This is a genomic window from Paenibacillus sp. FSL L8-0158 (assembly GCF_038592965.1).
GTDB classification, from domain to species: Bacteria; Bacillota; Bacilli; order Paenibacillales; family Paenibacillaceae; genus Paenibacillus; species Paenibacillus polymyxa_D.
Genome location: NZ_CP151949.1, coordinates 515250 through 530611, shown reverse-complemented (window position 1 = coordinate 530611; position 15362 = coordinate 515250). Strand labels below are relative to the sequence as shown.

Sequence of the window (15362 nt, the reverse complement as noted above, 5' to 3'; positions counted from 1 at the left end):
ACCTACATGTTTTTCGTTTTAGCGAGTGGATCTCCATCTTCCTAAAGGAATACGTTTTTGTGATCCTCAATTACATCGACATCAAGGAAAAAAGTTGAAATAGTTCTATTAGAGCAAAAAAATAATTCATATAACAATGAACAAACAATTTCTGCAAAATGTGGTAGGGACTAAATGTGTAATAAAGGAAATTTTTTCATTTCATTCTTATGAATTTGTTTTCAAATTATTGTTATTTTTGTACTATATAGAAGATTCATAATCACACACTTAGCGTATCCTAGCGTCCAGAACTAAACTGATCACTCTGATGGCATAGTGTATATTTCGTTAAAATGGTGGCCTGGCACTCATGAAATGAAAAAAACCGATATTCGCCTTTTGGCCAAAATCGGTTTTTGGAGGTGAAACCATTATTCCCCGCAGTAAGGCACGAATGTTCCGGGCTAAAAGCTCAGGTTCTTCACCCGCCGCAGCAATTTTTTTGTACTGGACCTTTATAGAATGCACGTAGCAAGAGGGACTGTCCTCTGGACAGCCCCTTTTCTGTAATATGTCCAGACCATTCACCACGGTAGTCTGTATGCTTGCGGTGGATGCCTGCTTTTATTATTGCTGGGTCAAAATGATCGGACCCTCTGCTGTAATGGCCAGCGTATGCTCGTATTGCGCAGACAAGCCGCCGTCCAACGTGCGTGCGGTCCAGCCGTCCGCATCAATTTTACTGCGGTATGTGCCTGTGTTGAGCATCGGCTCAATTGTAATGACCATACCCTCTTTTAAGCGTGGTCCACGGTGTGGAGGTCCGTAATGTGGAACCTGCGGTTGCTCATGCATCTCTTCTCCGATACCGTGCCCAATAAATTCGCGTACGACCGAGAAGCCTTCCGCTTCCGCGTAGGTTTGTATCGCATGGGAAATATCACCGATCCGGTTACCGATAACGGCTTGCTCAATCCCTTTATACAGCGATTCCTTGGTAACATCCAGCAGCTTTTGCGCCTGCTCAGACACATTACCCACCGCATACGACCAAGCGGAATCTGCCAGCCAGCCATTCAGGTTCACAACCATGTCGATCGTCACGATGTCCCCGTCCTTCAACGGTGTCTTATTCGGAAAGCCGTGGCAAATCACATCGTTAGGTGAGCCACAAGTTGCAAACTGGTAGCCGTTATAGCCCTTTTGCTCCGGTGTTGCGCCATGCTTCTTCATAAAGGATTCCGCAAAGGCGTCAATTTCCAGTGTCGTAATGCCCGGCTTGATCATTTTGGCAATTTCCCGGTGGCAAGCAGCCAAAATGTCTCCAGCTTTTTTCATATTTTCAATTTGTTCTTTGGTTTTAATGATAATCATTAAACGGTCTCCTTCTTTTCCGTGTTCGTTCCACTTTTCACTGCTTCTTTTTTCTGCTTCTATTGTAACGCTAAAAGCAGCGAAATGGAACCGATGTCAACTGATACCGTTTACAATGATCTTAAACGGGGTATATAATATTCCATAACTTGTATACCAGTATGCAAAATCATTTCCTAGATAGGAGTATCCTATGAAATATCCAACAACCTGGTTACAGGGCGCATCGCTTGGGGAAAGGATTGCTTGTGAACTTCGGCTTCAGATTATACGCGGCGTTCAGACACCAGGCACTGTGCTATCTGAGAATCAGATTGCTGCCGATTTTGGTACCAGTCGTTCTCCGGTGCGTGAAGCCTTGAAGGCACTCTCGGGCGAAGGACTGATCCGTTTGGAGCGCATGGGGGCGATTGTCGTCGGCATGACACCCGGTGATATGGAGGAGCTATTCGATGTGCGAATGCTGATTGAACATTTTGTTGTACAAAGGTATGTACATAGTGATAATGCCACATTGGTGACTGTTTTGAATCAGATGATTGACAAAATGGAAATCGCTCTCAAGTACAGGGATGTCGTTGAATTTTCTCTTCAGGATTTTAATTTTCATGAAGCTCTGGTTCTGGAAGCAGGCCATACCCGTATTCTTCATACCTGGAACGGCATGAGACAGCTAATCCTGACGGTCATGTTAGCTGCAACAGAACAACGATTTGCGTCCAACATCGAAGAATCACAAGTCACGATTCACAAACATCGAACCTTTGCAAACGCTTTAAATCAAGGGGATGCTCAGGAGTTGTCAGGATTTATTGAGGATCATTATCGAGATACCCGCAACGCGGTTAACGATAGCGTCCTGTCTCCCTACAGAAGAAAGACATCGTCCTAGCAACATATGCGTGACAAAGAGCAGATGTACCGCGCTTTATGCGTTTCTCGCTGGCGCGGCTCTCTTTTAATTGAAGTTGTCGACAAGTATACATTTAGCTATACATATAAGAATAAGGAGGCATACCTTCATGAACACATTATTCGGCTTAAGCCATAACGCGTCCCTGCTCATATGGGCGCTAGTTACCGTCATTCTTTTGATTTTGCTGATTGCTAAATTCAAATGGAATCCCTTCGTTTCACTGCTGCTTTCGTCGGTATTTCTCGGACTGGTTAACGGGATGCCTGGTCATGAAGTTACTGCCTCCATCACCAAAGGGCTCGGCAGTACACTTGGCTCCATCGCCATCGTGATCGGTTTAGGCACAATGCTCGGTAAAATGATGGCAGAATCCGGCGGCGCCGAACGCATCGCGACTACACTGATGGATCGTTTTGGTGAAAAACGCGTTCATTGGGCGATGATGATCGTAGGCTTTATCGTGGGAATTCCGGTGTTTTTTGAGGTTGGTATTATTTTATTAATTCCCATCCTGTTCACGGTTGCCCGTAAAATGAACATGTCTCTGCTGAAAATCGGTATTCCAATGCTGGCAGGACTATCGACGGTACACGGCCTTTTACCACCCCACCCGGCTCCGATGATCGCGATTGAAGCCTTTAACGCCAATATTGGACGCACGATAGGATATGCACTCATCGTGGGCATCCCATCCGCCATTATTGCAGGCCCGGTCTTTGGCGCTTGGATTGGCAAAAGAATCATGGTCAGACCTTCCGAGAGGCTGGACGAGCAGTTCAGAAATACGACGGGGCGGTCGTTGCCTCCCTTTTGGATTACTTTGTTCACCATTTTGTTACCTGTTATTCTAATGCTTAGCGGATCAGTCGCTGAAATTGTAGACCCGGCCAATACACATCCGCTCACTGTATTTTTCAAATTCATTGGTGATGAGGTTATGGCATTACTGATTGCGGCCGTGTTTTCTTTTTTCTCGCTAGGCTATGCACGTGGTCTAAAGAAAGAGGACTTGTCCCGTTTTACCAGTGAATGTCTGGCACCAACAGCCTCTATTATCTTAATTATCGGGAGCGGTGGTGCATTTAAAACGGTATTGATCAACAGCGGTGTAGGTCAGGCCATTGCAGCGGTCGCTACAGGAGCCCATATGAATGTGATTGTATTTGCTTTTCTGGTCGCTGCGCTCATTCGTGTAGCCACTGGGTCAGCGACAGTCGCGATGACGACAGGCTCCGGTATTGTCGCACCTGTGCTGGCACTTACACCCGGCGCGAATGTCGAACTGGTCGTCCTTGCTACAGGAGCAGGGTCGCTGATCTTGTCTCATGTGAATGACGCCGGTTTTTGGATGATTAAAGAATTTTTCAATATGACGGTTCCGCAGACTCTAAAATCATGGACCGTTATGGAAACCATCCTCTCCCTGGTCGCTTTCGGTTTGATTATGCTGCTGAGTGTGTTAACTTAACGTTAATGAGCTAATAACGGTAAGTGAAGGGGAGATTGAATATGACAGACACCCGATATATGATCGGCGTCGATATCGGTACTACCAGTACCAAAGCAGTTCTTTTCGAAGAAAACGGCAATATTGCCGCCCAGCACCATGTGGGTTATCCGCTCCATACACCTGAGCCGGATGCGGCAGAACAAGATCCGGAAGATATTTTCAAAGCTGTTGTGACGACGGTGCAAGAGGTCATGAAACAAAGCGGAGTGTCAGCCGAGCATGTGCTGTTCGTCTCCTTCAGTTCGGCCATGCACAGTGTACTGGCGGTGGATAAGAATGGAAAACCTCTGACCGCCTCTATCACTTGGGCAGATAACCGTAGCGCCAAATGGGCCGAAGCGCTCAAACATGAATACAACGGACACGATATTTACTTACGTACCGGAACGCCTATTCATCCTATGTCACCGCTCACAAAACTAATGTGGATTACACGGGATTTACCAGATGTTGCGACCCAGACGTACAAATTCATTTCCATTAAGGAGTACGTTTTTGCCCGGTTATTCCACCAATATGTCGTGGACCACTCGATTGCCTCTGCAACCGGACTCATGAATTTGCAGCAGTTGAACTGGGACGAGGAAGCGCTGCATATTGCAGGTGTGACGAAGGAGCAGCTATCCGAGCTGGTGCCGACAACTCATGTGCTCAAAGGGCTGGATGAGACCTATGCACATGACATGGGCCTACTGAAGACGACTCCTTTTGTGATCGGGGCCAGCGACGGTGTCTTGTCCAACCTCGGTGTGAATGCGATCAAGCCTGGAGTTGTCGCTGTTACCATCGGCACCAGCGGAGCCATCCGCACCGTAGTTGATAAGCCGCTCACGGATGCCAAAGGGCGCTTTTTCTGTTATGCCTTGACCGAAAAGCTGTGGGTCATCGGCGGACCAGTGAACAACGGAGGTATAGTCTTCCGCTGGATCCGGGATGAATTTGCAGCCTCCGAAGTGGAAACGGCCAAACGACTGGGACTTGATCCATATCATGTGCTGACCCAAATTGCGGAACAGGTACGTCCTGGCTCCGACGGTCTGCTCTTTCTTCCGTACTTATCCGGTGAACGTGCGCCCCTATGGGACCCGAATGCTCGCGGCTCCTTCTTCGGTCTGTCCCTGCGTCACAAAAAAGAGCATATGATTCGCGCCGCTCTGGAGGGTGTGCTGTTCAATTTGTATACCGTCATGCTCGCCATGGAAGAAGTCATCGACAGACCGTCAGTCATTCACGCCACGGGTGGATTTGCACGCTCGGAACTATGGAGACAGCTCATGGCAGATATATTTGATCAGGAAGTCATTATTCCCGAAAGTCTGGAAAGCTCATGTCTGGGTGCAGCTATTCTAGGCTTGTACGCACTGGGACGGATTGATTCGCTGGATGCTGTGTCCGGTATGATTGGTACCACTCACCAGCACAAACCGGTAGCAGAACACGTGGATATTTATCGCGATTTACTGCCGATTTATATTCGCATTTCACGTAAATTCGAAGAAGAATTCAAGGATATTGCGGAATTTCAAGCCAAGTCCCTACAGTCTTGAGTTACAAGGTAAACCGAATGGAGTTACAGCAGCGAAGCCATAGGCCCTTAAACTTGTAAAGCGAAGACCCTTCTCATCAAGGGTCTTCGCTTTATTGTTGTGCGCCCTTCGTCACGTAGAGCAGCATTTGTGCATTTTACAGGAAATCGGCCAAGACCGAAATTACAGAAACAGGGTTTTAGAGATGATCACCAACAAAATAAACAGAACCAGAATCGCTCCTACAGAGGTCCATGCGCCTACGCCGCAACCCATACCGCCTACTCCGCACATATGACTCATTTACAACACTCCCTTCGCTCATTTACAGGATCATTGTATGTAGACCTGGTCAAATGCGTAAGGGGGGCATTCCCCCATTTTTGCGGCGAATGCCTGTTTATTTTGGAGACTAGCATTATGTATTAACCTCAAAATTATAGAACCCCTCAAGTGTTGCTCTCTTCATCATCAATACTGCACAAGTCCCAAGGAATCCACTCAGCAAGCCACACCTCATGCCCTGCATAATAAAATGCGATTCCCTCTTCTCTTGCTTTAATCGTGTTTACCTTGAGCATGACCAATTCACCTCTTCGGCTCCCTGCTAATGCTGCAAAGTTAGTGCTTTCAGATAAATGTACATACTTTCTGCCAACAGGATCTAAACCATCCGCCATAATAAATGGCAATGCTTGCTTATTCGTACCATGGTATAGTACATCTGGTGGATTCCCGGGAGTATACTCTATCTTTTGATAGCTATGTCCATATCTAGCTCTGATTCTACCGTTATGGATTTCAAAACGCTGCTTATCTGAATTGCGCACGATCCGCTCAATATCAGTCTGCTCTACACCTGACCAGCCTGGCAAGCTTTGAATGATTTGAAGTAAGTGTTCCACAGTACAAGAGCCGTCTGTAATGTCTAACTTTAGCCCGGATTCCTCGGGTTTGTGTCGCAGCATTTTGCTCATTATTTTACTTAGCTTCATATCTTCCTTTTGTTTCTTCATTGAATTTCTCCTTCCTTTAATATAGTAGATCAAAAGATATTTCTACATAAAATTAAGGATTCCTCTTATTTCTTCTTTATACGCTAAAAGACCATCAGAACCGGGAAGGTCTGATGGTCTTTATCAGAAAAGATGCTAGTTATGCCTCTCTGCGTCTGCGTGGTGTCAGACCAAGCCAGGACAACAACGAACTGCGCGATTTTCGTTGTCTGCCCTGGTAGGTACGCAAATTCGTAATTAACTGCCGATCCCGTTCCTCGTCGATCTTTTCTTTCATCCAGCGTTTTTGATCCTCCAGTTGGTTAGACAAGTTGATATTCTTTTCCACCAAACGGCTGTGCTCTGCTTCCAGTTCCTCCAAACGGCTCCGCATTTCCAACAAAGCGTTTTGCACCATGTCCTGCATCTGCGCCAGTTCTTGTGGCTCTACGGACTCCTGTGTTTGTACAGATACAGGCGCTTGCTTCAATCTATACTCAATAGTTGATGCCAAAGTCTGGAACTCTTCCTGCAACTGTAGCTGCATGGGTTCTTCTGACAGTGTCTGAGCATTCATTTCATCCTGTAACTCTGTCAGTTCAACCGTAGCAGCGACTTGAGCCTGCATGACCGTCTCTTCCCTGCCTTCAGCCGCCGCCATTATTTCTTCCCAGGTTGCGGTCAGTGACTCAGCATCCGAGATGGGTGGCAAGCGGAATTCCTCATCCTCCATTGGAAAGGGAGCGGTCACTCTCTCAAGCACCACCTGAACCGCCTGCTCCATCGTCATATGCTGCTCACGCAACGCCCTCCGCATCACCTTCAAGCACTCAACATCCTCAGCACTGAACATTCTTGATTGATTCGCGGAACGCTGAAACACATACCCCTGCTCCTCCAGCGCCGCTGCATATTTACGAAGGGTACTCGCCCCGATTCCCAACTGTTTTGCTGCTTCCGTCGTCGATTTGATTTCTTCCATTTAATCATTACCTCCCCGGATGGTATGGAAAGAAATAAGCTTGTATATGTAGAATTCGCGAAATCCATTGGAAACCCTTTGGCAAAAATGTTCTAATATTGCAGACTGCTAAGAACCTTTGTCATAACGGAATCTTTGTAGAAATACAAGAAACGACATTGCAGAGAATACTTCGTTCTATGTACACTAAAGACTCTTTAAAGAGCATCACATAAATGTCATACTTTTATAATTCCTATGGCACTATTCCTTCCATCAACATAGTTCATGTTATAATTTATACAGCGGTCACCTTAAATATAAATTGAAATGCACTCTCCTACCTTCCAGTAAAAGTATTGATAATTTACGTTCATTCTACAATTAATCGCAGAAAGACACCTCTTTCACAGTTCATTTTTAATTTTCCGGAATGGAGACAAAAAAATGGATATTTTCAAAAGATCAGCAATATGTTATGTTATGTAACGTAAAATGGATTTCAGGCATAATTTGTAGCATATTAACGTTCGCTGGAACGAGGAGGCAACATAGATGAAGGGGAAGGCAAGGAAAGTAGCTATTGTCGGCGCGGGAATGGTCGGTTCGAGCTGTGCCTACTCAATGGTTAATCAGTCCATTTGTGATGAAATCATGATGATTGACCGCACGTATGATCGGGCTTTGGCCCATGCACTGGATCTGTCCCATTGTATGGAGTTTACGTCCACACGCACTAAGGTACGTGCAGGCACGTATGCAGACTGCACGGATATGGACGTGGTGATTATAACGGCTGGAGCCAACCCTAGACCAGGTCAAGACCGCCTGTCTGTACTGGACGACGCAGTGCTTATCACCAGAGAGATTGTAACAGCGATTATGGAGGGTGGCTTCGACGGTATATTCGTCATTGCCGCTAATCCTGTCGACATTGTAACGTATATGGTACAAAGTATATCCGGTCTGCCGCGCAACAAGGTGATCGGCACGGGCACCTCTATCGACTCGTCCCGGCTCAAGACGTTGCTTTCTGAGGTGTTTTCCATAGATCCACGCAGCGTACAAGGATATGCTCTTGGCGAGCATGGCGAATCCCAATTCGTTGCCTGGTCACACGTAACGATTGGCGGTAAGCCGCTTTTACACATTTTACGGCAGCATAAGGAACGATTCAGCCACGTCGATCTGGACGACATTGCCCGTAAAACCAGGGATGCAGGCTGGGAAATCTTCACCCGCAAAGGCGCCACTTATTTTGGTATTGCCAATGCTCTGGCATACATTACCCGTTCCATTTTAAATGATGATGGTAAAATTATAGCGGTCTCTGCTGTATTGGACGGCGAGTACGGGCACACCGATGTCTGCACGGGCGTTCCAGCGATTATCGGCAGCGGAGGAATTCAAGAGGTCATCGAGTTGGAACTAAGTCCAGAGGAACAAGCGAAGTTCGACGCCTCTTGCCACTTTATCAGCAATAATATCCGTGCCATTTCAGACTTAGTGTAAACCAATAGCACAGAAAAAAACTCCTTACCCTCATTGAGGATAAGGAGTTTTTGCAATCCCCGTATTTCGCCCTATATCTCTTTATAACGAAATACCGTCAGTCCCGCCAACGTAAATACGACAAAGCTGCCCATTATAACCGTCAATAGTGTATCAGTTGGCACCATGAACGCCCCGAAGTTGTCTCTTCCACTCGGCATCATCGCCAATAAAGGCTGTGTCCATGGATAGTACGGACCGTAGGTTTGAGAATTGGCGACCAGAATATTCGGCACGGTGAACACAAAATTCAACGCAAGCGGTGCGGCAAAGCTGGACCACAAGAAGGATACCATCAACTGCAACGCAGCCAGCGGCAGGCAGGCTACCCAGCCTGCGAGCAGACTTTGAGCGATCACAGCCCAAGGAATCGGTCCGTTCATCCCCTGCACAGCTCCAACACTCAGCAACGCTCCCCCGAACAGTAGCTGGGTCAATCCGACCAAGGCCATAATGATAGTCAGCTTAGCTGCGTACAGACTGGTGCGGGACAATGGCAATGACATCAGCTGCTTCCAGCCGCCGCCCCCATGCTCGAAACGGCAGACCAGAGACCCAAACACGGCCGTCAGCATCGGCAGGAACAGCAGCGCATGAACTGTAAGCATGGCTGACAACAGCAACAGCCAGTTCCCTCCCGGATTCGCCAGCAAACCAATCAGGACGGCAATCGCCGGGCTGACGAGCGCGAGCAGCCAGACGGGCGATTTCGCCATTTTCAACCGTTCAACAGAAAGTAACCGTGCATATCCTCCGAACATTACGCCACATCCTTTCGGCTAAAATGGGCCGCTGTCAGCAGGCTGAGAAGCATACCCGTTCCGCACCCGACGGACGCAAACATCCACGCTTGAGGTGCAACCCAGGCGAATTGAGGCCAGGCCAATGGAAACCATTCGGACAGCTGTGAAGCAAACAAGCTGCCGATGCCTAACGTAATGCCCAGTGTTACAGGTAGCGCTTGATTATGGAATGTGACTGTTAACCACAACAATAATACGAGCATAGGCAACGTGCCGCCTAAGGGCCAAAATCCGAGTCGTAGCAGTTCTCCTACGGGTGCAGGTTCTCCCCCGAAGCCAAGGATCATTCCCAACACCCAAGTCCCTACCGTCAGGAGTAGACAGGACACACACAGCATCCCAATCGCCAACGTCAGCTTGGCCATATAGACGCTGAATTTGGAAATCGGCAAGGCCAGCAACTGCTTCCATGAGTTAGATGTATGCTCCACATTCGCCAACATGGAAGCCACCATAGTAGCTCCTAGCACCAGCGCAAGGGGTACAAAAAGAGCGATGTTATCCATCAAAACTTCCCACAGATGACCCTTGTTACGCGGAATCAGATAGTCATATCGAAGTCCAAAGTTGAGCGCCTGCATGGCCACCAGCCCAAGGGGACCGAGGAACACCAAGAACCAGATTCCCTTTCTGCGTGCTTTGAGCAGATCCGCCGTGAGTGCTCGCAGCATCATAAGGAAGCCCCTCCTTTGCCCACCACCTGCATGAACATATCCTCCAGCGATTTGCGGCGTTCCTCCACACGGTATACGGCATGCGTATTTTCGACCAATCTTCTGACCAGCAGCGCAACAGCCGCATCATTCATGTTCTCGAACTCCAGCGCCGATCCGTCCTTCACCGAATGGTAGCCCTGCTCACGCGCAATCAATTGGGCTGCTTCCGGTTCCGACACGACGATCCGAATTCCGCCCGCGGATTCCTGACGGAGATTATGAATCGTGTTTTGGAAGACCAGCTCTCCTTCACGAATAATACCTACGGTATTCGCCATATGCTCTACCTCGCTCAACAGATGGCTGGACACCAGTACGGTGATCCCCCGTTGCTTGGGCATCGCCTGAATCAATGTGCGCATTTCCTGAATACCTTCCGGGTCCAAACCATTCGTAGGCTCATCCAAAATGAGCACTTCTGGATTCCCAAGCAGGGCTGCTGCAATACCCAGTCTCTGCTTCATACCCAGCGAGTAGCCTTTGACTGGACGTTTGGCATGCTTGGTCAGTCGGACGACCTCTAACACTTCCGCAATGTTTTGCTTGGGTACATTCAAAATACGGCGAATGGCCTCCAGATTTTCAATGGCGTTCAAATGACCATAATACGAAGGATACTCCACCAACGAGCCGACTTTACGCAAAATATCAAGCTTATGTCTGCGAATATCTTTGCCGAATATACGGATCGTTCCTCGAGTTGGGCGAATAAGTCCAAGCAGCATGCGGATCGTTGTCGTTTTCCCTGCTCCATTTGGACCCAGAAATCCATAAATATCTCCCCGAGCTATTTTCAGGTCCAGCTGATTAACCGCCGCGCGGCCTTTGTATATTTTGCTGAGACTGTTCGTTTCAATAATGTATTCGTTCAAGTTCCTCACCTCGACACCTATCGTAACGTGCCAAGTTTAAAGCCAAGGGAACTCTGAGTTTAAGTTTTGTTTAAAAAACGGATTCGGGTCCCGGCTGATGAACTGAAAATCTCCCTCTCCAAATTCATTTCGCGAGCCAGCAGTTCTGTAATCGCCAACCCAATCCCGGCTCCTTTTTCACTGGACTGTTGCTCCATACCAGGCCCTTTATCTGTGATAACCAATGCCTCTGTCCCATTATCCTTCTGGACTTGAACACCAATATATCGGCCTGAGGCAGCATGGCGAACTACATTTTGAAAGAGATTGTCCAGCAGACGACGGAAGCCTTGCTCATCGACATTCCACACCATACTATGCTCAGGCAGGTCGATATCCACTTCAAAGCCCTCCTTCTCCCACACCGGATACCAGCTGGCTACACACTCCCGCACTAGCCGCAGGATATCACGCGGTGTGTTATTCATGGTGTATTTGCCACTGGATAGGAGATTATAGGTCAGCAAGTTGTCGATCAGACTCCCAAGGTCCTTTAGCTTGTTTTCCATTAGTGTAATCGACTGTTTCCCTCTGCTGCTGAGATTTTCACCATCTAGTGTATACAGATGGCTACGCACGACCGTAAGCGGCGTCCGAATATCGTGTGACAGATCCGCGACCAGTCTCTTCCGTAGCTCTTCCTCCTGACGCTCACGTCCCCGACTCTCTGCCAACTGCTCGACCATCTGATTAAATGCTTCTTCCAGCTTGCCGATTTCATCCGGGCGTCCAGTGGCAACAAGAATAGGCAAGCCGTCCTCTCCTCGCTGCGACATGGCGGCCTGAAGCTGCAACAGTCTACGCCGAATGTCTCCAAAAAACAGAAGAGATACGGATATAAAAGCGCCCAAAATCAATACAATAAAAAAGAAATAGTACATCAACATACTACTATCAGTAGGTGGCTGTTCAAAGAACGAACGAGGCACTTTTAATACCATATAGCCCTGATTTACATCATTCTTGCCCCCGCCAATAAAGGCTACTACCGTAAACGGCCCCTCATAGCTTGCTTGCTTCATAAAAGCTATAGCCTGCGCAGCGTTCCATTGTTTTGGCAGGTTAGGTTGGGTCGGTAACTCCAACCTAGTTAACCCTGCGGTATCCACCCAAAATATTTGGGATTTAGGGAACATATCTTGTTGTATTTTGCGCAGATGGACTGAGATTTGCTCTGGTGTGGCTCCCTTCAAGGCTACAGCTTCGCGATGCCAGCTATTTTCGGTATGGGTAGCAGAGGGATAGTAAGCGTTTTTAGGCTTGGACCCCGCCCCCCAATTGAATAACACGCTATATATCAAGGCTGTAGCAGGCAACACAATGGGCAACAGCATCATAGCAACCACAATGATGACCAGATAACGGAACAACAGTGAACTGCGAAACCGACCTCCCTGATCCGGCTTAGAGCTGGGATGCAGCCTCCTCCAACCCTTGCGCGTCCTGTTCATTATGCTTTCACCCGATATCCTACACCACGGATCGTCTCAATGATGCGAGGTGTCGCAGGATCAATCTCCAGCTTTTCGCGCAGGTGTCGGATGTGAACCATTAAAGTTTTGTCTCCGTCGATATATGGATCTCCCCATACCGCTTCATACATTTGCTCTTTCGTCATAATCTGGCCCAAATGCCGCAGTAAATAAGCAAAAATGTGATATTGCTTGCCTGTCAGTGTAATTTCCTCCCCGGTATCACGGTTCACAATACGGTTATCAGGAGAGAACACAGAGAGATGCCCCAGTTGTAAGGATTCTTCAGGCACGGTTCCTGATCGGCGCAGCAAAATCTCCATACGTGCTATGAGCTCGTCCGGGTGAAAGGGCTTGGTTACATAATCGTCGGCGAAATCCAGTCCTTGCAGTTTATCGTCTATGGAGGTACGAGCAGACAACATGAGAATGGGAAGCTCCGGGTACTCTTTCTTGAGCCGTTTCCCTATGGTGAATCCATCCAGACCAGGTAACATCACATCCAAAATCACGAGTTGGCACGTACGGGCTGCCTCCACAGCCCCATCCCCGCTGCGAAGCCATACTACAGCGTAATTCCGCTCTTCCAAATACTGATGCGTCCAAGCACCGATATCCTGGTCATCTTCGATGTATAACACATTTGTTTTCATCATGGGCACCTACTTATCGTTTTTCTTTTATGTAATGGGCATTATAGCATTTATGGTACATAACCCACTTAAAAAGGTTAATAACTATCTTATACGACATACGCTTCACATTTTCAAATTTGAATGCTTATGAAAAAAGGAGGCCTACCCGATGCTGCTGGAAGCTATATACCATCACCCGAAACGCAATTGGGCTTTTGGTTATAATGATGAAACGATATTTCTACGGCTACGTGCGAAGAAAAATGACCTGAACACCGTTCATGCTCTCACCGGAGATAAATACGATTGGGACCGCACCCGACAGCTTGTCCCGATGTCCAAATTCGCTACTGATGGCAGGTTTGATTACTATGAGTGCAGTATAAAACCTACTCACCGTCGGCTGAAATATGGATTTTTGCTAGAAGACGGTGAGGAACGTATTTGGATGAACGAGGACGACTTTACTACCCAAGAACCCGGAAATGCAGATAAACTGTTCCAATATCCGTTCTTGAACCCGATTGATATTCTGAAGCCACCTGCATGGGTGAAGGATGCGGTATTTTATCAGATTTTCCCGGAACGATTTGCGAACGGTGACCCCTCCATCAGCCCAGAAGGTGCAGAGACATGGGGTGGAACCCCACAAAGAGACAATTTTTTCGGTGGCGATCTACAGGGGATTCTGGATCACCTGGACCACCTGAACGATCTGGGAATTAACGCCATATATATGACTCCTGTCTTCAAGGCGACGACCAATCATAAATATGATACAGAGGATTATATGGAGGTGGACCCACATTTCGGGGACAAAAAGACATTGAAAAAACTGGTCGATGCCTGCCACGATCGAGGAATTCGGGTGCTGCTTGATGCGGTGTTCAACCATTCAGGGCGTACTTTTAAACCGTTCGTCGACGTCCAGGAAAAAGGCGAAGCCTCGCCTTACAAGGACTGGTTCCATGTACATAGCTTTCCCCTGAAAGTGGTGGATGGCATACCGACGTACGATACATTCGGGCTGGAACCGATGATGCCCAAGCTGAACACCGAACATCCTGAGGTAAAAAAGTACCTGCTGGATGTGGCAAAGCACTGGATCGAAGAAATCGGCATCGATGGTTGGCGGTTGGATGTGGCAGACGAGGTGGACCACGCCTTTTGGCGGGAATTCCGCACTACGGTCAAGCAGGCCAATCCGGATGCGTACATTTTGGGTGAAATGTGGAATGAATCGTCTGAATGGCTTCAGGGGGACCAATTCGATGCAACGATGAATTATCCGTTCACCTACGCGGTGAATGATTTTTTCGTCAAAAAAGTGACCGATGCCCAAAGCTTTGCCTACGCCATCGGACGACAGCTGGCCCGCTATCCACAGCAAGCATCCGAGGTTGCTTTCAATCTGCTGGATAGCCATGATACACCGCGCCTACTGACGCTGTGCGGGGGCGACAAGCGACTGATGCGGCTGGCTGCTTTGTTCCAGTTCACGTATATGGGCGCACCCTGCATTTTTTACGGCGATGAGATCGGCCTGGATGGAGATGCCGATCCAGGCTGCCGCCAGTGCATGGAGTGGGATGCCGATAAGCAGGACCACGAGCTGTTCGACTTTTACCGCGAGCTGATTGCGCTTCGTAAGGGGCACCCGGTCCTCCGTGACCAAGGAAGCATCACTTTCCTGGAGGCACAGCCGGAGGGTGCCTCACTTGCCTACGAGCGCCGCAGCGAGGAAGAAGTGCTGCTCGTGCTGCTCAATCGTTCCGATGAGGATCACGTTTTTGAATTGGACATTCCTGAGCAGGAATGGCAATTAGCCTTTGGCGAAAGCCAGTGGTCCATAGGAGCGAAGGGGTTGCATGCCAAGCTTCCACCCTACGGATACACCGTGCTGAAAGCAGCGTCTGCCCAGTAGAAGAAAGGCGTAAGCCTCCATATGCGGATGCTGATGAAAGTACTTACCGAATAACGGCAAAAAAAGCGAAACCACCAGGAACAAGA

Annotated in this window: 14 protein-coding genes; 5 read left to right on the top strand and 9 right to left on the bottom strand. The window is 48.2% G+C overall.

Annotated elements, in window-relative coordinates:
• Positions 1–609: 609 nt before the first annotated feature.
• On the bottom strand, positions 610–1356 hold the full coding sequence (gene map, locus NSQ68_RS02340; RefSeq protein WP_013308498.1) for a type I methionyl aminopeptidase: 747 nt from the start codon (positions 1354–1356) through the stop codon (positions 610–612).
• 193 nt (positions 1357–1549) lie between these two features.
• Here map and NSQ68_RS02335 point away from each other — a divergent pair, with 193 nt between their 5' ends.
• The 3 genes from NSQ68_RS02335 (at position 1550) to gntK (ending at position 5329) form a co-directional block, all read left to right on the top strand.
• Positions 1550–2248: a GntR family transcriptional regulator gene (locus tag NSQ68_RS02335; RefSeq protein ID WP_039270295.1), complete on the top strand. Its 699-nt coding sequence runs from the start codon at positions 1550–1552 to the stop codon at positions 2246–2248.
• A gap of 130 nt (positions 2249–2378) precedes the next feature.
• Entirely contained in the window at positions 2379–3740 is a 1362-nt protein-coding gene (locus NSQ68_RS02330; protein ID WP_318627650.1) for a GntP family permease, read from the top strand.
• Positions 3741–3781: 41 nt separating this feature from the next.
• The gene (gntK, locus tag NSQ68_RS02325) at positions 3782–5329 is read left to right on the top strand and encodes a gluconokinase (RefSeq protein ID WP_318627651.1); all 1548 of its coding nucleotides are present in this window, start codon (positions 3782–3784) and stop codon (positions 5327–5329) included.
• A gap of 162 nt (positions 5330–5491) precedes the next feature.
• Here the strand turns inward: gntK and NSQ68_RS02320 are convergent, their stop codons facing one another.
• The 3 genes from NSQ68_RS02320 to NSQ68_RS02310 all read right to left on the bottom strand — a co-directional run bounded on the left by NSQ68_RS02320 (position 5492) and on the right by NSQ68_RS02310 (position 7285).
• The gene (locus tag NSQ68_RS02320) at positions 5492–5611 is read right to left on the bottom strand and encodes a hypothetical protein (RefSeq protein WP_013369112.1); all 120 of its coding nucleotides are present in this window, start codon (positions 5609–5611) and stop codon (positions 5492–5494) included.
• Positions 5612–5757: 146 nt separating this feature from the next.
• Complete coding sequence (locus NSQ68_RS02315; protein ID WP_318627652.1) at positions 5758–6324, bottom strand: RNA 2'-phosphotransferase; 567 nt, start codon at positions 6322–6324, stop codon at positions 5758–5760.
• 139 nt (positions 6325–6463) lie between these two features.
• Positions 6464–7285 (bottom strand): MerR family transcriptional regulator, encoded by an 822-nt coding sequence (locus NSQ68_RS02310; RefSeq protein ID WP_029514719.1) that lies wholly within the window; start codon positions 7283–7285, stop codon positions 6464–6466.
• Positions 7286–7819: 534 nt separating this feature from the next.
• Here NSQ68_RS02310 and NSQ68_RS02305 point away from each other — a divergent pair.
• On the top strand, positions 7820–8776 hold the full coding sequence (locus tag NSQ68_RS02305; RefSeq protein WP_029514718.1) for an L-lactate dehydrogenase: 957 nt from the start codon (positions 7820–7822) through the stop codon (positions 8774–8776).
• A 71-nt stretch (positions 8777–8847) separates the two neighbouring features.
• On the opposite strand, the gene NSQ68_RS02300 is transcribed toward NSQ68_RS02305, so the two are convergent.
• From NSQ68_RS02300 to NSQ68_RS02280, 5 genes are read right to left on the bottom strand one after another with little or no spacing between them, the layout of a single operon-like run.
• Positions 8848–9576 (bottom strand): ABC transporter permease, encoded by a 729-nt coding sequence (locus tag NSQ68_RS02300; protein ID WP_069010775.1) that lies wholly within the window; start codon positions 9574–9576, stop codon positions 8848–8850.
• Positions 9576–10292, bottom strand: a complete 717-nt coding sequence (locus tag NSQ68_RS02295) for an ABC transporter permease (protein WP_029514716.1) — start codon at positions 10290–10292, stop codon at positions 9576–9578. Before NSQ68_RS02295 ends, NSQ68_RS02300 begins: the two co-directional genes overlap by 1 nt.
• Entirely contained in the window at positions 10289–11206 is a 918-nt protein-coding gene (locus NSQ68_RS02290; protein ID WP_069010774.1) for an ATP-binding cassette domain-containing protein, read from the bottom strand. Before NSQ68_RS02290 ends, NSQ68_RS02295 begins: the two co-directional genes overlap by 4 nt.
• Positions 11207–11265: 59 nt before the next feature.
• Positions 11266–12696 carry a HAMP domain-containing sensor histidine kinase gene (locus tag NSQ68_RS02285; protein ID WP_029514714.1) on the bottom strand — a complete coding sequence of 477 codons (1431 nt, stop codon included), beginning with the start codon at positions 12694–12696 and terminating at the stop codon, positions 11266–11268.
• The gene (locus tag NSQ68_RS02280; RefSeq protein ID WP_029514713.1) at positions 12696–13370 is read right to left on the bottom strand and encodes a response regulator transcription factor; all 675 of its coding nucleotides are present in this window, start codon (positions 13368–13370) and stop codon (positions 12696–12698) included. The genes NSQ68_RS02285 and NSQ68_RS02280 overlap by 1 nt, the downstream gene beginning before the upstream one ends.
• Positions 13371–13521: 151 nt before the next feature.
• Here NSQ68_RS02280 and NSQ68_RS02275 point away from each other — a divergent pair, with 151 nt between their 5' ends.
• Positions 13522–15276, top strand: coding sequence for an alpha-glycosidase (locus NSQ68_RS02275; RefSeq protein ID WP_342427832.1), 1755 nt, complete (start codon positions 13522–13524; stop codon positions 15274–15276).
• The last annotated feature ends 86 nt before the right edge of the window (positions 15277–15362 follow it).